Source organism: Ideonella sp. B508-1 (assembly GCF_000333615.1).
GTDB lineage: Bacteria > Pseudomonadota > Gammaproteobacteria > Burkholderiales > Burkholderiaceae_C > Ideonella.
The window spans coordinates 13,946-32,729 of the sequence record NZ_BADL01000002.1 but is presented as its reverse complement, the minus strand read 5'-3'; the positions used below and the strand labels follow the sequence as shown (position 1 = coordinate 32,729).

At 70.8% G+C, this 18,784-nt stretch carries 15 protein-coding genes; 12 read left to right on the top strand and 3 right to left on the bottom strand.

What is annotated here, in order from left to right:
• On the top strand, positions 1-953 hold a 953-nt coding region (locus tag I73_RS00140; protein WP_022978763.1), incomplete at its 5' end, for a transporter.
• Between the two features lie 24 nt (positions 954-977).
• Here I73_RS00140 and I73_RS00135 read toward each other — a convergent pair.
• The gene (locus tag I73_RS00135) at positions 978-2,213 is read right to left on the bottom strand and encodes an FAD-dependent monooxygenase (RefSeq protein WP_022978762.1); all 1,236 of its coding nucleotides are present in this window, start codon (positions 2,211-2,213) and stop codon (positions 978-980) included.
• Positions 2,214-2,309: 96 nt separating this feature from the next.
• Here I73_RS00135 and I73_RS00130 point away from each other — a divergent pair, with 96 nt between their 5' ends.
• The 8 genes from I73_RS00130 to I73_RS00095 all read left to right on the top strand — a co-directional run bounded on the left by I73_RS00130 (position 2,310) and on the right by I73_RS00095 (position 12,267).
• Positions 2,310-3,338 (top strand): SPFH domain-containing protein, encoded by a 1,029-nt coding sequence (locus I73_RS00130; protein WP_022978761.1) that lies wholly within the window; start codon positions 2,310-2,312, stop codon positions 3,336-3,338.
• Between the two features lie 19 nt (positions 3,339-3,357).
• Entirely contained in the window at positions 3,358-4,977 is a 1,620-nt protein-coding gene (locus tag I73_RS00125) for a DUF4178 domain-containing protein (protein WP_022978760.1), read from the top strand.
• 34 nt (positions 4,978-5,011) lie between these two features.
• Complete coding sequence (locus tag I73_RS00120) at positions 5,012-5,239, top strand: DUF350 domain-containing protein (RefSeq protein ID WP_022978759.1); 228 nt, start codon at positions 5,012-5,014, stop codon at positions 5,237-5,239.
• Positions 5,236-6,843, top strand: a complete 1,608-nt coding sequence (locus I73_RS25060) for a polyamine aminopropyltransferase (RefSeq protein ID WP_040499308.1) — start codon at positions 5,236-5,238, stop codon at positions 6,841-6,843. The genes I73_RS00120 and I73_RS25060 overlap by 4 nt, the downstream gene beginning before the upstream one ends.
• Before the next feature lie 13 nt (positions 6,844-6,856).
• Positions 6,857-8,485 carry an FAD-dependent oxidoreductase gene (locus tag I73_RS00110; RefSeq protein ID WP_022978757.1) on the top strand — a complete coding sequence of 543 codons (1,629 nt, stop codon included), beginning with the start codon at positions 6,857-6,859 and terminating at the stop codon, positions 8,483-8,485.
• A gap of 126 nt (positions 8,486-8,611) precedes the next feature.
• A complete protein-coding gene (locus tag I73_RS00105) occupies positions 8,612-9,718 on the top strand; it encodes a PotD/PotF family extracellular solute-binding protein (RefSeq protein ID WP_083876471.1) in 1,107 nt (368 codons plus the stop codon).
• The gene (locus I73_RS25055; RefSeq protein WP_022978755.1) at positions 9,715-11,463 is read left to right on the top strand and encodes a diguanylate cyclase domain-containing protein; all 1,749 of its coding nucleotides are present in this window, start codon (positions 9,715-9,717) and stop codon (positions 11,461-11,463) included. The genes I73_RS00105 and I73_RS25055 overlap by 4 nt, the downstream gene beginning before the upstream one ends.
• 36 nt (positions 11,464-11,499) lie before the next feature.
• Positions 11,500-12,267, top strand: a complete 768-nt coding sequence (locus I73_RS00095) for a hypothetical protein (protein ID WP_022978754.1) — start codon at positions 11,500-11,502, stop codon at positions 12,265-12,267.
• Here the strand turns inward: I73_RS00095 and murU are convergent.
• Entirely contained in the window at positions 12,251-12,967 is a 717-nt protein-coding gene (gene murU, locus I73_RS00090) for an N-acetylmuramate alpha-1-phosphate uridylyltransferase MurU (protein ID WP_022978753.1), read from the bottom strand. The genes I73_RS00095 and murU overlap by 17 nt on opposite strands.
• The gene (gene speD, locus I73_RS25050) at positions 12,964-13,353 is read right to left on the bottom strand and encodes an adenosylmethionine decarboxylase (protein ID WP_022978752.1); all 390 of its coding nucleotides are present in this window, start codon (positions 13,351-13,353) and stop codon (positions 12,964-12,966) included. Before speD ends, murU begins: the two co-directional genes overlap by 4 nt.
• A 116-nt stretch (positions 13,354-13,469) precedes the next feature.
• Here speD and tkt point away from each other — a divergent pair, with 116 nt between their 5' ends.
• The 3 genes from tkt to I73_RS25045 all read left to right on the top strand — a co-directional run bounded on the left by tkt (position 13,470) and on the right by I73_RS25045 (position 18,725).
• The gene (tkt, locus tag I73_RS00080; RefSeq protein WP_022978751.1) at positions 13,470-15,527 is read left to right on the top strand and encodes a transketolase; all 2,058 of its coding nucleotides are present in this window, start codon (positions 13,470-13,472) and stop codon (positions 15,525-15,527) included.
• 56 nt (positions 15,528-15,583) lie between these two features.
• Complete coding sequence (gene gap / locus I73_RS00075; RefSeq protein ID WP_022978750.1) at positions 15,584-16,585, top strand: type I glyceraldehyde-3-phosphate dehydrogenase; 1,002 nt, start codon at positions 15,584-15,586, stop codon at positions 16,583-16,585.
• Between the two features lie 196 nt (positions 16,586-16,781).
• Complete coding sequence (locus tag I73_RS25045) at positions 16,782-18,725, top strand: S8 family serine peptidase (protein WP_051048871.1); 1,944 nt, start codon at positions 16,782-16,784, stop codon at positions 18,723-18,725.
• Positions 18,726-18,784: the final 59 nt, after the last annotated feature.

The following is an 18,784-nucleotide window of genomic DNA, read 5'->3' as shown; positions in this document are numbered from 1 at the left end:
CTGGCGCTGCCCATGCCACCGAAGGCCAGCAGCTGCGCGCGCTGCTCGGTGCGCCCGGCCAGGAGATGACGGTGCCCCAGAACCCCGGCCTGTATGGCCAGCTCTGGTACCAGCACTACGAGGCCACCCGTTTCCAGGACGGCTCAGGCCATGCCCAGGCCATCGATGTGGGCAACGGGGTCGAGGCGGTGCGCGGCGGGGCCATCGAGGCCGATGTGGTGGTGCCCCGGTTGACCTACATCAGCGAGACCTACTGGGGCGAAGGACGCCTGGGCGTGTCGGCCACGTTGCCGCTGATCGACCTGTCGGCCCACACCACGCTGACGGGGCGGTTCCCCACCGGCTTCCCGGACGCGATGAAGCCCGCCGTGCAGGCCCAGCTCAATGCAGCGGCCGCGGCCGCCTCGGACAGCACCACCGCCCAGGGCGACATGGAAATCGCCCCCTTCGTCGATTTCCAGGACGACAGCTCGCGCGTGGTGTTGATGGCCGCCTTCGTGGTCCCCACCGGCGACTACAACGCCCGCAACGTGGTCAATGCCGGCGCGGGCCACTTCTGGACCTGGCGCCCGGGTCTCGTCTACGGACGCGCCTGGGACAACGGCCTGGAGTTCGGCACCCGCATGACCTACTCCTTCAACGGCGTGAACACGGCCACCCATGTGCGCTCGGGCCAGTACCTGCACGCCGACTACTCGCTGCTGTACCGCTACAACGACCTGTGGCGCGTCGGCCTGCAAGGCTACGCGGTCAAGCAGTTCACCAAGGACACCGGCCCCGACGTGGCCGCCGATGGCAACAAGGCGCAGACCTTCGCTCTGGGCCCCTCGGTGGGCTACCAGTCCGAGGACGGCGAGTTCGCCGCCGAACTCAAGGTGCTGCCGGAGTTCCATGTGCGCAACCGGCCCGAGGGCACGACGAGCTGGCTGCGGCTGATGTTCCGGCTGGATTGACCCTCTCTTGAGGACCGGGCGGGGTCACCGCCGCCCGTACATCATCTGCCGCGCCAGCGCATGGCGCGCGGGTGGCAGGGCCTGCAGGGCGGCCAGGCCCAGGCCGCGCAGGGCGCCCAGGCCGGGCCAGTGCCAGGTGAAGCTGCGGGCCAGGAAGTCGGTCGCGGCGATCATGCTCCAGCGGTCCGGCGCGCGCTGCCATTCGATGCGGCGCAGCGCAGCATCCACATCCTTCGCATGGCGCAGCGCCTGCACCAGCGCGAAGGCGTCGCGCAGGCCCAGGTTCAGGCCCTGGCCGGCCACGGGGTGCAGGGTCTGGGCGGCGTTGCCGATGCGCACCTGCCGGCCTTGCACCAGGGTGCGCTCGGCATTCAGGCCCAGGGCGAAGCATTTGAGCGGGCCCAGGCCGGTCAGTCGGCCCACGGCGCTGGGCAGCAGGCTGTTGATCACCGTCAGGCGCTGGGTGTCGTCCAGCGTGGCCACCGGGTCGTCCTGGCTGGGCACGCACCACACCAGGGAGGCGCGGCGCGTGCCATCGGCCGCGGGCTTGAGCGGCAGCAGGGCCAGCGGCCCGTGGCGGGTGAAGCGCTCCATGGCCAGGCCCGGCGGCATGTCGTGGTCCAGCGTCACCGGGCCCACCCAGGCGTTCTGGTGGTAGTCGCGCACCACGGCCTTGCGGGCCTGCTCGGCGAAGACGCCGCCCTCGGCCACCACCGCCAGGTCGAAGGTCTCGACGATGCCGGCATCCACCTCGACGCCGCCGTGGTCCGGCAGGTTTTTCAGGCCGGCGACCGGCGTGCCGAAGCGCATGGCACAGCGGCCCGGCTGGGCGGCGCAGGCGGCCACCCAGGCGGCCTGCAGCGGCGCCACCACCTGGCCATAGGACAGCACCGCGCCCAGCATGGGCACGGCCTGCTCCTGCGCGCTGATGCGCACCTCGGCCTGCGGCAGTTGGCGGCCGAAGACCCCGTTGAAGGTGGGCGGCACCTGCGAGACATGCACCTGGGTGATGGGCTGGGCCACGCCCTCGGGCCAGGCCTTCAGGCGTTGCAGCAGCTGCACGCTGCCCAGCGACAGGGCCAGGGTGCGCGGGTCGGCCGAGACATCCTTGTCGGCCGGGCGCGCATCGAAGACGGTGACGGCGGCCTCGGGCCATTCACGTGCGGCCAGCAGGGCCAGGGCCAGGCCGGCCGGGCCGGCGCCGATGACGGCCAGGCGCGGTGGGCGCAGGGCCGGGGTGGCAGAGGTGGGGGTGTCCATGGGCAGCTTCGTCAAAACGGGGGGCTGGACGCTCCGGCCCCGACGCGTATTATTCGCCGCGCCGGCGAGGGGCCGGTGGATGCCTGGGAGCCAAGCATGGGCCTGATGGATTTCATCAAGAAACAGTTCATCGACGTCATCGAGTGGACCGAGGAGGGCGACGGCACCCTGGCCTGGCGCTACCCCATGGCCGACCATGAAATCCAGTACGGCGGCTCGCTGACGGTGCGCGAGAGCCAGATGGCCGTGTTCGTCAACGAAGGCCAGGTGGCCGATGTGTTCGGCCCGGGCCGCCACACGCTGACCACCCAGACCCTGCCGCTGCTGACCAACCTGAAGAACTGGGACAAGCTGTTCCAGTCGCCCTTCAAGAGCGACGTCTACTTCTTCAGCACCCGCCAGCAGATCGACCAGCGCTGGGGCACCAGCCAGCCGGTCACCCTGCGCGACAAGGACTTCGGTGCGGTGCGGCTGCGCGCCTTCGGCAATTACAGCTACCGCATCATCGACCCCAGGCGCTTCCACACCGAGATCTCCGGCACGCGCGAGCGCTACACCGCGGCCGACCTGGACGGCCAGCTGCGCGGCCTGATGCTGCAGCACATCAGCGACGCGGTGGCGCAGAGCGGCGTGCCCTTCCTGGACCTGGCGGCCAACCAGGTCGCGTTCGCCCAGCAGCTGCAGCAGGCCACCGCGCCGGCCTTCGAGGCCCTGGGCCTGAAGCTCGAGGGCGTGACCGTGCAGAACGTCTCGCTGCCCGAGGAACTGCAGAAGATCCTGGACCAGAAGATCGGCATGGGCATGGTGGGCCAGAACATGGGCCAGTTCATGCAGTACCAGACGGCCCAGGCCATTCCCAAGCTGGCCGAGGGCGTGGGCCAGGGCGGTGGCATCGCCGGCGACGCCATGGGCCTGGGGGCCGGCGTGGCGCTGGGCCAGGTGCTGGCGCAGCAGCTTGGGCAGGGCCTGGGCGGCACGGCGACCGCCGCTGCCGGGGCCGTTGGGATCCAGCCCGACGAGATCATGGCCACGCTGGAGAAGCTGGGCGAGCTCAAGGCCAAGGGCATCCTCACCGACGAGGAGTTCGCCGCCAAGAAGGCCGAGCTGCTGAAGAAGCTGGTCTGAGCACGCCGCTGTTGTTCGCGTGACCGAGCCGTCTTCCACGCCGCGGCCCCAGCGGGCCTGGCGCGCGCTGTGCCCCAATTGCGGGGCGCCGGTCGAGTTCGCTTCGGCGGCCTCGGCCAGCGCCGTCTGCAGCTTCTGCTGCAGCACCCTGGTGCGCGAGGGCGAGGCCCTGCGCCGCATCGGCGTCAGCGCCGAGCTCTTCGACGACCACAGCCCACTGCAGCTGGGCGCCAGTGGCCGCCACCAGGGCGTGGGCTTCACGCTGGTGGGCCGGCTGCAGTACCGCTACCCCGAAGGCACCTGGAACGAGTGGCACCTGCTGTTCGATGCCGGGGCCGATGCGCTGCCGCGCCCGGCCTGGCTGAGCGAGGACAACGGCGCCTACGTGCTGAGCTTCGACCAGCCGCCGCTGGCCGAGCCCCCGGCGCTGGACGGCTGGTTCGCCGGCCAGCGGGTGCTGGTGGACGGCCGGGCCTGGAGCGTGGCCTCGGTGCAGACGGCCTCGTTGATCGCCGCCCAGGGCGAGCTGCCCCGGCCGCCGAAGCTGCAGGGCAGCTTCACCGTGGTGGACCTGCGCAACGAGCGCGGCGAGGTGGGCACGCTGGACGATGCCGACGGCACGCCGCTGCAATGGGCCATCGGCCGCAGCGTGGCGCTGGCCGACCTGGCGCTGCAGGGGCTGAAGGAGAGCAGCGATAAGACGGTGACCGGCCGCGGCTTCGCCTGCCCCAGCTGCGGTGCCGCCATGGCGCCCACGCTGGCCAGCACGCAAAGCCTGACCTGCGAGCAGTGCCATGCGGTGGTGGACATCTCCCAGGGCCTGGGGGCCGATCTGGCTTGCTATGCCCAGGCCAACAGCGGCGTGGGCGGGCTGGAGCCGCAGATCCCGCTGGGCCGCACCGGCCGGCTGGCGCTGGGCACGCAAGGGCCGCTGGACTGGCAGGTGGTGGGCTACCAGGAGCGCTGCGACCTGCCCGCGCCGGGCAGCGACGACGAGCAGACCTTCTGGCGCGAGTACCTGCTCTACCACCGCACCGCGGGCTTCGCCTTCTTGGTCGATGCCGAGGACGGCTGGAGCTGGGTGCGGCCGATGACGGGCGTGCCGGTGGTGCGCGGCGAGCAGGCCACGGTGGAGGGCCGGGTGTTTCGCCAGCGCTGGCGTTACGACGCCAAGGTCACCTGGGTGCAGGGCGAGTTCTACTGGCGGGTGCAGCGTGATGAACGCGCCACCGTCACCGATTACGACGGCCCGGGCGGCGCGGTGCTCTCGCGCGAGGAGACCGGCCGCGAGGTGGTCTGGTCGCTGGGCCGCACGCTGGAGGCGGGCGCGGTGCAGATCGCCTTCGGCCTGAGTGGCACGGCCGCGGCGGCGCTGCGGCGCGACGCCGCCCCGCTGGCCGGCCGCAGCGTCGGGCTCAGCCAGGGGGTGATCATCCTGATCGTGGTGATCGTCGTCATGCTGCTGCTGAGCCGCTGCGACGGCAAGGCGGCCTGCCAGGATGAGCGGGCCACCTTCGGCGAGGCCAGCACCGAGTACCAGCAGTGCCTGGCGCGCCAGCAGCGCTCGGGTGGCTTCAGCTCCGGCACGGGCGGCGGCTCGTTCGGCGGCTTCTCAACCGGCGGGGGCGGGCACAAGTGAGTGCCGCGCACCGGCTTTCGCGGAGGATGGAACGATGATCATGACCTGGGACTGGCTGCACCCCGACGTGGTGCTGGGCTCGATGCTGTACGCGCTCTTGGGCGTGGTGCTGCTGTGGGTGAGCTTCGCGGTGATCGACAAGATCACGCCCTACAAGCTCTGGGAGGAGATCGTCGAGCACAAGAACGTGGCGCTGGGCATCGTGGTGGCCGGCATGTTCATCGCCATCGGCCAGATCGTGGCCGCCGCCATCCACGGATGACCGTTTCTGTTCCCCAGGACCCTTCCGGCGCCCCCGGCTCAGATGAGGGGGCCGGCACCGTCTCGGCCGCCGAGGTGTTGCTGCTGGCCTCGGTCTTCGTCATCGCCGCCTGCGGCCTGGTCTATGAGCTGAGCGCCGGTGCGCTGGCCAGCTACCTGCTGGGCGACTCGGTGCTGCAGTTCTCCACCATCATCGGCGCCTACCTGGCGGCCATGGGGGTGGGCTCCTGGCTCTCGCGCTTCATCGACCGGCAGCTGGTGGCGCAGTTCCTGCGCATCGAGTTGCTGGTGGGCGTGGTGGGCGGCACGCTGCCGGCGGCCCTGTTCACCGCCCACTCCAGCCTGCCGGTGGCGGCACAGGCCCCCTTCCTGGTGCTGCTTTACGCGCTGGTGGTCCTGGTGGGCGTGCTGGTGGGGCTGGAGATCCCGCTGGTCATGCGCATCCTCAAGCGCCACTTCCAGGCCCGCTACGGCCTGAAGGACCTGGTCTCGCAGGTGCTCACCTTCGACTACCTGGGCGCGCTGGTGGTGGCGCTGGCCTTTCCGCTGCTGCTGGTGCCGCACCTGGGGCTGATCCGCACCGGCTTCTTCTTCGGCCTGCTCAACGCGGGCGTGGCGGTCTGGGCGCTGTGGCTGTTCCGCCGCAGCCTGCGCCATTGGCGGGCCCATGCGCTGGCCTGCGCCGCGGTGGTCGTGGCCCTGCTGGCCGGCCTGGCCGGCGCCGAGCGCCTGACCACCTGGGCCGAGGACCGCTTCTACGGCGAGACCATCCTGCTGCGCGAGACCAGCGCTTACCAGCGCGTGGTCGTCACCCGCAGCCGGGCGGGCATCCGCCTGTTCCTCAACGGCAATCTGCAGTTCCACTCGCGCGACGAGTACCGCTACCACGAGGCCCTGGTGCACCCGGCCATGGCGGCCCAGGGCGCGCCCAGGAAGGTGCTGGTGCTGGGCGGGGGCGACGGCATGGCCGCGCGCGAGATCCTGAAGTACCCCTCGGTGCAGCAGGTGACCCTGGTGGAGCTGGACCCGCAGATGACGCGGCTCTTCGCCACCCAGCCGCTGCTGACGGCGCTCAACCAGCGCTCGCTCACCGACCCGCGCTTGAAGGTCGTCAACGAAGATGCCTTCGGCTGGCTGGCCGCCCACGACCGGCCCGAAGACGTCTACGACGTCATCGTCATCGACTTCCCCGACCCGACCAACTTCGCGCTGGGCAAGCTCTACACCACCACCTTCTACACCCTGGTGGACCAGCACCTGGCGGCCGATGGCTATGCGGTGGTGCAGACCACCTCGCCGCTGGTGGCGCGCAAGAGCTTCTGGACGGTGGCGGCCACGCTGGAGGCGGTGGGCCTGAGCACCACCCCCTACCATGCCGACGTGCCCAGCTTCGGCGAATGGGGCTTCATCCTGGCCAGCCACCGGCCCTGGCATCCGCCGGCCGCGCTGCCGCCGGGCCTGCGCTTCCTGACCCTGTCGGGCCTGCCCACGCTGTTCGACTTCCCGCCCGACATGGCCCGGGTGCCGGCCGAGCCCAACCGCCTGTCCACCCAGGGCCTGGTCCACACCTTCGAGGAGGAGTGGGGCCAGGTGCATCAGCCGTGAGGGTGGCGCCGCGATGAACGGCCCGACCCGCCGCCGCTGGCTGGGCGGCAGCCTGGCGCTGGCCGCCGGCGGGGCCCTGCCGGGTTGTGCGCCGCACGCCTCGACCGAATTGCCCCCCGACCTGCCTGTGCGCTGGGTCGGCGCCCGGCTGGACCGTGGCCACCGCCTGCGCGAGCGCAAGGCCGGCGGCTGGCCGGCCCCGGCCCTCACCCGCCGGGCCGGCGCCCTGGTGCTGGGCGGCGGGGTGGCGGGCCTGTCGGCCCTGCGGGCCCTGGTGCGGGCCGGGGTGGACGATGCGCAGTTGCTGGAACTGGAGGACACCGTGGGCGGCAACGCCCGCAGCCACCAACTGGCCGGGCAGGGCTGCCCGCTGGGCGCCCACTACCTGCCGGTGCCCGGCCCCACCGCCCACGAGGTGGGCGAGTGGCTGCACGAGATCGGCCTGCTGCAGTGGGATGGCCTGCGCGGTGCCAGCCGGCCCGACGAGCGCTATCTCTGCCATGCGCCGCAGGAGCGCCTGTTCATCGACGGTGCCTGGCAGGAGGGGCAACTGCCTTCAGCGGCCGGCCGGCCCGCCACCCTGGACCAGTACCGCCGCTTTGCCCGGCGGGTGGCCGAGGTCCGCCGCCTGGGCTTTGCCTTGCCGACCTGGCGCGCCCCCTGGACGCCGGCGCACGCCGCGCTGGACGGCCAGACCTTTGCCGCCTGGCTGGCCGCCGAGGGCCTGGACGACGCCCGCCTGCGGGCCTACCTGGACTACGCCTGCCGCGACGATTACGGCGCCGGGCTGGACACGGTCTCGGCCTGGGCCGGCCTGCATTACTTCGCCAGCCGGCATGGTTTCGACGCCCCGGGCGAGCCGGCCGAGGCCGATCCGGGCCTGTTCACCTGGCCCGAAGGCAATGGCTGGCTCACACAACGCCTGGCCCAGCCGCTGAGTGAGCGCCTGCACACCGGCCAGACTGTGCTGGCGGTGGAGGAGGGGCGGCAGGGCGTCACGGCCACCGTCTGGAACGAGGCGGCCGGCCGGGTCGAGGCCTGGCAGGCGCCGCAGGCGGTGCTGGCCCTGCCGCTGTTCATCGCCGCCCGGCTGCTGGTGAACCCGCCGCCGGCCCTGGGGGCCGCGGTGGCCGGGGCCCGCTACGCGCCCTGGTTGGTCAGCAACCTGGCGCTGGACGAAGCGCCGCTGGCCCGCCCGGGCTTTCCGCCGGCCTGGGACAACGTGGGCTATGCCCCGGCCGGCAGCACCCGCTGCCTGGGCTATGTGGACGCCACCCACCAGCGCCTGGACCCGCGACCGGTGCCGCCGGTGTGGACGGTCTACCACGCGCTGGCCGAGACCGATCGCCCGGCCCTGCGCGACCAGCCGGCAGCGTTCTGGCTGCAGCGGGTGCTGGCCGATCTGGCGCCCCTCCACCCGGACCTGCCGCGCCGCCTGCGGGCGGCCGATCTGATGCGCCATGGCCACGCCATGCGCATTCCCGCGCCGGGCACACGGGGTTCGGCCGCCCTGGCCGCGCTGCGCGCCAGGCGGGGCCGGCTGCGCTTCGCTCACGCGGAATTGGCCGCTTACTCGGTGTTCGAAGAGGCTTTTACCCTGGGGCAGCTGGCTGGACAATCGAGTCTCTCAAGTGGTTTCTGAGCAACAGCGTCCGGGAACAATTCACACGGCAGGCGGCGAAAGGCTGCCGTTACGATGCGGAACCCGGGGGCAGGCGCGGCCGGATGGCCGCGGCCTGAGCCGATGGACAAAGCGCGACAGGATGAGATGTCGGATTCGACCGTGGTTCATGACGAGCAGGTGGCTGCATCGGCAGGGGGGTGGCGTCGGCGCGACCTGGGCCGCGCCGTGCTGTCCTGCGTCAGCCTGAGCGCGGCGGGCCCGGCCTGTGCGGCCGATCGCCGCAGCCTGCGCGTGCTGGCCTGGCCGGGTTATGCCGATGCGGACCTGGTGCGCAGCTTCGAGCAGCAGCAGGATGCCCGGGTGGAGCTGACCGTGGTCGACACCGACCAGGCGCTGTGGCACCACATGCAGCCTGGGCCGGGGGCCAATTTCGATGTGGTGGCCGTCAACACGGCGGAACTGCAACGCTACATCCAGCTCGGGGCGGTTCAGCCGCTGGACCTGGGGGCGCTGCCGGCGCGCGCGCGGCAACTGGCCCGCTTCCAGGACCTCAAGGGCATTCCCGGGCTGGTGCATGAGGACAAGAGCTACGCCATCCCCTACGCCTGGAGCGAGATGGGGCTGATCTACCACCCCGACCATTTCGCCACGCCGCCGACTTCCATCGCCGCGCTGTGGGACCCTCGCCTGCAGGGGCGGGTGCTCGCCTACGACGGCGGCACGCACGCCTTCTCGCTGGCGGCGCAAAAGCTGGGCCTGCCCTCGCCTTTCCACATTCCGCAGGCGCAGTGGCCGCGGCTGGTCGAGAGCCTGGTGGCGCTGCGCCGCAATGTCAGCGGCTTCTACACCCTGCCGGAAGAGTCGCTGGATCTGTACCGGCGCCGCGGCAGCTGGCTGATGCTGGCCAATTATGGTCGGCAGCAGTTCCAGCCGCTGCGCCAGGCGGGGCTGGATGTGCGCTACGCCCTGCCGCGCGAAGGGGCCCTGGCCTGGCTGGACTGCTGGGCGATGACCCGCCATGCGCTCAACCCGGCGCTGGCGCACGCTTGGATCAACCACCTGCTCTCGACCCAGGCCTCCACCGCGCTGCGTCAGCGCCAGGGCCTGGGCGCCACGACGGCCGACGGCGATGCCCCCGCGGACACCATCCCGCTGGTGTGGCTGCAGCCGGTGGAGGACGACGAGCGCCGCAACCGCCTGTGGCGGCGCATCGTCTCGGGGGATTCGGCGGCCAAGGTGCTGAGCTCATGAAGCTGGGCATCGCCACCCGCCTGACCCTGTGGATGGCCGTGCTGGGCTGCGGCGCCGCCGGCCTGACCGGCTATTACGCCTGGGATGCCAGCTGCCGCCTGGAGCGCCAGTCGGTCCACAACGAGCTGCTCACCTCGACCCAGGTGCTGGCCCGCCGGATCACGCTCAACCTCGAGTCCATCGAGCGCAATCTGCAGGTCATCGCCCGCCTGCCGGCCACCCGGCAACTGCTGGAGCACGACCACCCCGAGGACGCCGACCGTCTGGCGGTGCTGTTTGCTGGCCTGCTGGACGCCAACCCCTCCTATCTGCAGCTGCGGGTCATTGCCGCCGACCGGCATGGCCTGGAGCGCGTGCGGGTGGACCGGGTGGGCAGCGTGCCCCAGCGGGTCAGCGGCGCCGATCTGGAAGAGAAGGGCCACTTCCCCTATGTGGCCGACGCCCTGGCGCTGCAGGATGGGGCCTTCTACCTGTCGCGCATCTCCATCAACCACGAGACCAGCGCCGGCGCCGGTCCCGGCCTGCCGATGCTGCAGATGGCCATCCCGGTGCGCGAGCATGTGGGGCCTGCGCTGGGGGTGGTGGTGGTCAATGTGGACCTCAACGGCCTGTTCCGCCTGCTGGCGGCCGACCTGCCGGAGGACTACCAGCTCTACCTGGCCAACGGGGCCGGCGACATCCTCATCCATCCCGATGCCAAGCGGGCCTTCGCCTTCGACCGGGGCCAGCGGGCCCTGCTGCAGGACGAGTTCGCCCCGGTGGCGCCGCTGCTCAGCGGGGAACGGACGAACGCCGTGATCGATGCGCCGGAAGGCGAGCGCCCGGCGCAGATCGCGGCCTTCGTGGCGCAGAACATCGATTCCCCGGACAACGGCGACCGCCTGGTGCTGGGCCTGTCCGAGGCGGAGTCGGTGGCCCTGGCGCAGTCCTCCGCCATGGGCTGGGCGCTGTTGCGCATCGTCGGCGGCACCAGCCTGGTGGCCCTGCTGGGCGCCTTGCTGCTGGGCCGGGCGCTGACCCGGCCGCTCAATGCCATGGCGGCGTCGGCGCGCGGCTTTGCCGATGGCCACGAGATGAAGGACCTGCCGCTGCGCCGGGCCGACGAGCTGGGCTCGCTGGCGCGCAGCCTGTACGAGCTGCAGGCCCAGGTGCAGCGGCAACTGGGCGAGCTGCGCCACAAGCAGGATGAGCTGGCCCATCTGTCCCAGCATGACAGCCTGACCGGCCTGGCCAACCGCCGCCTGTTCATGGACCGGCTGGAGCAGGCCCTGGCCCAGGCCCGCCGGCATGGGCGCCGGGTCTATTTGCTGTTCATCGACCTGGACGATTTCAAGATCGTCAACGACAAACATGGCCACTCGGCCGGCGACGAGGTGCTTCGCTTCCTCGCGCAGCGGCTGCAGGGCCAGGTGCGCGAGCTCGACACCGTGGCCCGCCTGGGCGGCGACGAATTCGTGGTGCTGCTGGGCGATGCGGTGGACAGTGCCCGCGCCAGCGTGGTGGCCCACAAGCTGCTGGGGGCCCTGCGCGAGCCGGTGCAGGTGGCCGGTCTGGCACTGAGCGTGGACGCCAGCATCGGCGTGAGCAATTTCCCCGAGGACGGGCAAAGTGCCAGCGAACTGCTGGCCCATGCCGACCGGGCCATGTATGCGATCAAGGCCCTGGGGGTCGGTGGCGTGGGCTTCATCGGGCAGGTTGCGTCAGACGACGGGCGCGGAGGATTCCGGTCCGTGTCGGCGGGCTGAGCCCGGGCCGGCCCTGACCTTCCCCTCCCCCACGCGATGAACACCGACTACATCTTCTGGACCTTCAGCGCGGCGGCCCAAAGTGTCTCGGCCTTCGTGGCGCTGCTGCTGACCGGCTACGCCCTGGTGCTCTCGCTGATGGATGCGGTGCGCGAGAAGGACGACTCGCTGGAGGACATCCATGCCTCGCTGCGCAGCCAGTACCGCCGTCGGCTGACCTGGCTGGCCTGGCTCACCGGCATGGCCATCGTGCTCAGCCTGGTCATCGTCTACCTGAACCGGGCCGAGCATCCGGTGTCGGCCTGGCTGCAGTGGCTGGGGGGCGGGGTGGACCTGGCCGCGGTCAGCTCCGGGCTGGCCTTCGTGGTCACCATCATCGATCCCAAGAAGTACCAGAAGGCGGCGGCCGAGGTGCTGGACCAGGAGGACGCCAATGTGCCCGGCGGCTCGGGCCACACCCGGCCGGCCGGCGAGTTTCTGGAGGCCTTCCTGCACCTGGAGCGCCTGATCCGGGACTTCCTGAAGACCCGGGATCTCGATGTGCCGCAGCGGGCCACCAGCACCCGCGTGAGCTATTCGTACCGGCAGATGATCGATGCGCTGCTGCAGAACGAGAAGGTCGAGCGCCCCTTCTTCAACGAGTTGCTGGAGATCGGCAAGTACCGCAACCGTGGTGTTCCACGGCCATGTGGCCGAGGTGCGGGCCGGCATGCTCAAGCGGGTGTGCGCGGCAGCGGCGCGCATCGAGGCGATGGGCTGAGGGCGGGAGGCCAGGATCAGGCGGGGCTCAGCCCCCGCTGTTGAGCCCGTTCAGGCGCTCCACCGTGCCCACGTCGGCCCAGGGGCCGTCCCAGCGGCTGGCCGCCAGCCGGCCGGCGTCCAGTGCCGCTTCCAGCTTGGGCCGCAGGGCCAGCCGGGTGCCGGGCGCGACGTCGGCGAACAAGCCCGGCTTGAACAGGCCCACGCTCGCCCAAGTGAGCTTGTCGGCCGCTGCCCGCGTGGCCAGCCCCTGGGCATCGATGCCGAAATCGCCGCCCGGGTGGTGCGGGGCATTGGGCACCAGCCACAGCCGGGCCCAGTGCGGGCTGGCGGCGAAGGCGGCCGCATCGGTCGCCGCGAAGGGAAAGCCGGGCAGGAACACATCGCCCGACACCACCCAGAAGGCCTCCTCGCCCCGTGGCGCCAGCCAGGGCAGGGCCTTGGCGATGCCGCCGGCCGTCTCCAGCGCGCCGCCGTGGTCGCGGCCTTCCATCGAGTAATGGATCTTCAGGCCCCAGCGCGCGCCGTCGCCCAGGGCAGCGGGGAACTGGTCTTCCAGCCAGGCGGTGTTGATCACCACCTCGCGCACGCCCGCGGCGGCCAGCGCCACCAGGTGGTGCACGATCAGCGGCTGGCCGCGCACCGCCAGCAGCGGCTTGGGCGTGGTGTCGGTCAGCGGGCGCATGCGTTCGCCGCGGCCGGCGGCCAGGATCAGGGCGCGGGGCGGCGCGGGGGGCAGGCTCATCGTTCGGTCTCGACACCCCGGTGCAGACGCTGGAGGGTCTGCCGGGTGGGTTGGAAGGCGTCCAGCAGGGCGCCGAGCAGGGCTTCGGCCCGGGCCGAGTTGTCCTCGCCCAGATTGCAGACATAGACATCCAGCGTCACCGCGCCGCGCTCGGGCCAGGTGTGCACCGCCAGATGGGATTCGGCCAGCAGCACGACGCCGGTGACGCCCGCGGGGCCGGCCACCGCCGGGTGCGGGTTGAAGCGGTGGAACAGCTCGCCCACCGCCTGCAGGCCCGCTGCCGCAACGGCCGCCAGACAGGTCTGGCGCAGCGCGTCCGCATCGGTCATCCGAGGCTGTGTGGAGGGGCAGCCGACCAGGTCGGCGGTGAGGTGCAGGCCCTGCATGGCCGCGCATTATCGGCCGGTCGCTAAAATACCCAGTTCCCTGCCAGGCCGGCTCGTCTGCGGCTCTCCCGCTGCCCACGGGCTCTCCCATCACAGAAGATCCGAAGCTCCTCCCCATGCCTTCCGACACCCCCAGCAGCACCGCCCTGACTTCCTCCGCCCTGGCCAACGCGATCCGCGCCCTGGCCATGGACGCCGTCCAGCAGGCCAACTCCGGTCACCCCGGCGCGCCCATGGGCATGGCCGAGATGGCCCAGGCCCTGTGGACCCGCCACCTCAAGCACAACCCCGCCGCGCCGCACTGGGCCGACCGTGACCGCTTCGTGCTGTCCAACGGTCATGCGTCGATGCTGATCTACGCCCTGCTGCACCTGACCGGCTACGACCTGCCGATGGATCAGCTCAAGGCCTTCCGCCAGTTGCACAGCCAGACCCCGGGCCACCCGGAAGTGGACGTGACCCCGGGCGTGGAAACCACCACCGGCCCGCTGGGCCAGGGCGTGACCAACGCCGTGGGCATGGCGCTGGCCGAGAAGCTGCTGGCCGCCGAGTTCAACCGTGACGGCCACACCATCGTCGACCACCACACCTACGTCTTCCTGGGTGACGGCTGCATGATGGAAGGCATCAGCCACGAGGCCTGTGCCCTGGCCGGCGCCTGGAAGCTGAACAAGCTGATCGCGCTGTACGACGACAACGGCATCTCGATCGACGGCAAGGTGGCGCCCTGGTTCGTGGACAACACCGCCCAGCGCTTTGCCGCCTACGGCTGGAACGTCATCGGCCCGGTGGACGGCCATGACGTCGACGCGGTGGACGCTGCCATCGCCCAGGCCAAGCTGAGCGCCGACCAGCCCACACTGATCGTCTGCAAGACCGCCATCGGCCACGGTTCGCCCAACCGTGCCGGCACCGCCAAGGCCCACGGCGAGCCCCTGGGCGCCGAGGAAATCGGTCTGACCCGCGCCGCCCTGGGCTGGTCGGCCGAGCCCTTCACCATCCCGGCGGACGTGAAGGCTGGCTGGGACGCCACCGCCGCTGGCGCCGCCGCGCAGGCCGCCTGGGACCAGCGCTTTGCCGCCTACGAGACCGCCTTCCCGGAACTGGCCGCCGAGTTCGTGCGCCGCATGGCGGGCGAGCTGCCGGCCGATTTCGCCGAGATCGCCGTCGATGCCGTGGGCGACGCCCATGACAAAGCCGAGACCGTGGCCAGCCGCAAGGCCAGCCAGATCGCCCTGGGCCACTTCACCGCCCGCCTGCCCGAGCTGCTGGGCGGCTCGGCCGACCTGACCGGCTCCAACCTGACCAACACCCCCAGCACCCCCGCCTTCCGCGTGGACGAGGCCGGCGCCGTGGTCAAGACCGAGGCCGGCCAGATTGGCCGCCACATCAACTACGGCGTGCGCGAGTTCGGCATGGCCGCCATCATGAACGGCGTGGCCCTGCACGGAGGCTACATCCCCTACGGCGGCACCTTCCTGACCTTCAGCGACTACAGCCGCAACGCCATCCGCATGGCCGCGCTGATGAAGAAGCGCGTCATCCACGTCTTCACCCACGACTCCATCGGCCTGGGCGAGGACGGCCCGACCCACCAGTCGGTGGAGCATGCCGCCAGCCTGCGCCTGATCCCCGGCCTGGACGTCTGGCGCCCGGCCGACACCACCGAGACCGCGGTGGCCTGGACGATCGCCCTGGCCAACAAGCACCGCCCCAGCGCGCTGTTGCTCTCGCGCCAGAACCTGCCCTACCTGCCCAAGACCGACGCCGACGTGATCACCCGCGGCGCCTACATCCTGTCCGAGCCCAGCGAGGTCGGCCTGAAGAAGGCGGCCAAGGCGGTCATCATCGCCACCGGCTCCGAGGTGCAGCTGGCGCTGCGCGCCCAGGAAGAGCTGGCCAAGAAGAAGATCCCGGTGCGCGTGGTCTCCATGCCCTCGACCACCGTGTTCGACCGCCAGGACCTGGACTACAAGAAGGCCGTGCTGCCGCCCAAGCTGCCGCGCATCGCCGTCGAGGCCGGCGTGACCGACTTCTGGTGGAAGTACGGCTGCGCCGCCGTGGTGGGCCTGGACCGCTTCGGCGAATCCGCTCCCGCCGGCGAGCTGTTCAAGCTCTTCGGCTTCACCGCCGAGAACATCGCGCTGACCGTGCGCAAGGTGCTGGCCAAGTAAGCCATCGCCGATCGATTCCGCTGTTATTTCAACCTTACTGACTCGGAGAGATCCCCATGACCATCAAGATCGGTATCAACGGCTTCGGCCGCATCGGCCGCATGGTGTTCCGCGCTGCGGTGCAGAACTTCGCCAACGACATCGAGATCGTCGGCATCAACGACCTGCTGGAGCCCGACTACCTGGCCTACATGCTGAAGTACGACAGCGTGCACGGCCGCTTCAAGGGCGAGGTCTCGGTCGAGGGCTCGAACCTGATCGTCAACGGCAAGAAGATCCGCCTGTCCGCCGTCAAGGACCCGGCCGAGCTGAAGTGGGATGAGGTCGGCGCCGAGGTGGTGATCGAATCGACCGGCCTGTTCCTGACCAAGGAAACCGCCGAGAAGCACCTGAAGGCTGGCGCCAAGAAGGTCATCATGTCGGCCCCGTCCAAGGACGACACCCCGATGTTCGTCTACGGCGTGAATGACACCACCTACGCCGGCCAGGCCATCATCTCCAACGCCAGCTGCACCACCAACTGCCTGGCCCCGGTGGCCAAGGTGCTCAACGACACCTTCGGCATCAAGCGCGGCCTGATGACCACCGTGCACGCCGCCACCGCCACCCAGAAGACCGTGGACGGCCCGTCCAACAAGGACTGGCGCGGTGGCCGCGGCATCCTGGAAAACATCATCCCCAGCAGCACCGGCGCCGCCAAGGCCGTGGGCGTGGTGATCCCCGAGCTCAACAAGAAGCTCACCGGCATGTCCTTCCGGGTGCCCACCTCCGACGTGTCGGTGGTGGACCTGACGGTCGAGCTGAACACCGAAGCCTCGTACGACGACATCTGTGCGGCGATGAAGGCGGCCAGCCAGGGCGCGATGAAGGGCGTGCTGGGCTACACCGAGGACAAGGTGGTCTCCACCGACTTCCGCGGCGAGGCCATGACCTCGGTCTTCGATGCCGAGGCCGGCATCGCCCTGGACAAGACCTTCGTCAAGGTCGTGGCCTGGTACGACAACGAGTGGGGCTACTCGAACAAGTGCCTGGAAATGGCCCGCGTGATCGCCAAGTGATCCTGGCGGACCCGCCGTCCGTCTGACCGACAACGCCCCGGTGCCGCCAGGTGCCGGGGCGTTGTTCTTGGTGCGAAAACTGGCATTTCCGCGGTGAGGCAGGGGCTGTTGGACACGTCGCAGCAAACCTTCTCGGTCTAGACTGGTGCGGTTTGAGGTGACCACGCCGGGACCCCAACCTTCCATCGAGGAGCCCATGTTGAAGAGAAACCTGTTGCTGGCGGCCTTGTCCTTGATCGCCGGCTTGATGGCCGTGCCGACCCAGGCGACGGAGGCCGTCCATGTCCACCGCCAGCCCAGCGGCGTGGCGGACACGGGACGTGTCATCGTCAAGTTCCGCAGCAATGCCAGCGCGCTGTCCTCCAGCCGCGCCTCCGCACAGTCGGCCTCGGCCGGCTCGGTCGGCGTGCAGGCGGCCAGCCACATGAGCGCACGCCTGGGCATCGCGCTGACCGATGGGCGGGCCCTGAGCGAGCGCATGCAGGTGCTCAAGTCCAGCAGCCTGGGCAGCGCTGCCCTGGCCCAGCGCCTGGCCCAGGACAGCGAGGTGGAATGGGCGGTGGTCGATGGCCGGCGCTTCATCACCTCCGCCACCGCGCCCAACGATCCGCTCTTCCCGGACAACCTGAGCCCCTCGCTCAGCAATCTGACCGCCGGCCAGTGGTATCTGCGGGCGCCCACGTCCACCTATGTGTCGGCCATCAACGGCCCTGGCGCCTGGGCCCAGGCCACCGGCAGCAATGTCGTGGTGGCGGTGCTGGACACCGGCATCCGGCCGGAACATCCGGATTTCGCGGGCAAGCTGGTTCAGGGCTACGACTTCATCACGGATCCCACCGTGGCCAATGACGGCGATGGGCGGGACAGCGACCCGAGCGACCCCGGGGACTGGATCACCAGCGCCGACGCCGCCACCAGCACCTTCTCGGGTTGCACGGTGGAGGGCAGCAGCTGGCACGGCACCCAGGTGGCCGGCATCATCGGCGCGGCCAGCGACAACGGTCTGGGCATGGCCAGCGTGGCACCGAATGTCTCCATCCTGCCGGTGCGGGTGCTGGGCAAGTGCGGGGGGGCGGACTCCGACATCATCGCCGGCATGCTCTGGGCCGCCGGCCTGAGCGTGCCGGGGGTGCCCACCAACACCCATCCGGCCAAGGTGCTCAACATGAGCCTGGGGGCCACCGGCACTTGCTCGTCCGCCTACCAGGAGGCTGTGAGCGAGGTGAACGCTGCGGGCGCGGTCGTCGTGGCCGCGGCGGGCAACGAGAGTGTGGCTGCCGGTGCGCCGGCCAATTGCACCGGCGTCATCGCCGTGGGGGCCGTGCGTCACGTGGGCACCAAGGCGGGCTACTCCAGCCTGGGCTCGGCGGTGGCGATCAGCGCGCCGGGCGGCAACTGCGGCAGCGGCACGCTGTGCGCCTACTCCATCCTCAGCACCACGAACGACGGAACGACCACCCCTGGCAACAGCACCTATTCGGACGCCACGAACTACGCCATCGGCACGAGCTTTGCGGCGCCCATGGTGTCCGGGACGGCGGCGCTGATGTTTTCGATGGACAGCAACCTCACGCCGGCCACCGTCAAGAGTCTGTTGCAATCGAGCGCCAGGGCCTTCCCGACCACGGGGGGCAGTTCCGGCATCGGCACCTGTCAGGCGCCCTCCGGCAGCACCCAGCAGGATGAGTGCTACTGCACCACCTCGACCTGCGGGGCCGGGATGCTCGATGCTTCGGCGGCCCTCACCGCGGTGGCCGCGCTCACGCCGCCCACGGCCAGCTTCACGCTGTCGGCCTCCAGCGTGGCCCCCGGCACCAACGTGACGCTGGACGGCTCGGGCTCCGCCGGGCAGAACGGTGCCTCCGTCGTCAGCTACAGCTGGGCCATCACCTCGGGCAGCAGCCTGGCCAGCTTCTCGGGCAGCACCACCGGCAGCACAGCCACGCTGGTGACCAGCGCCGTGGGCAGCGTGACCGTCACGCTCACCGTCACCGACAGCCGGGGCGTCTCCTCCAGCACGGCCCAGACGCTCACCATCACCTCGGGCAACACGTCCGGGGGCGGCGGCGGGCCCCTGGGCTTGTGGTGGCAGGGCGGCCTGCTGGCCCTGGGCCTGTTGCTGCGTCGCCGGTCCGCCTGAGTCGGCGCGACAGACCACACGAAGAAGGGGGCTTCGGCCCCCTTTTTTCATGCCCGGCG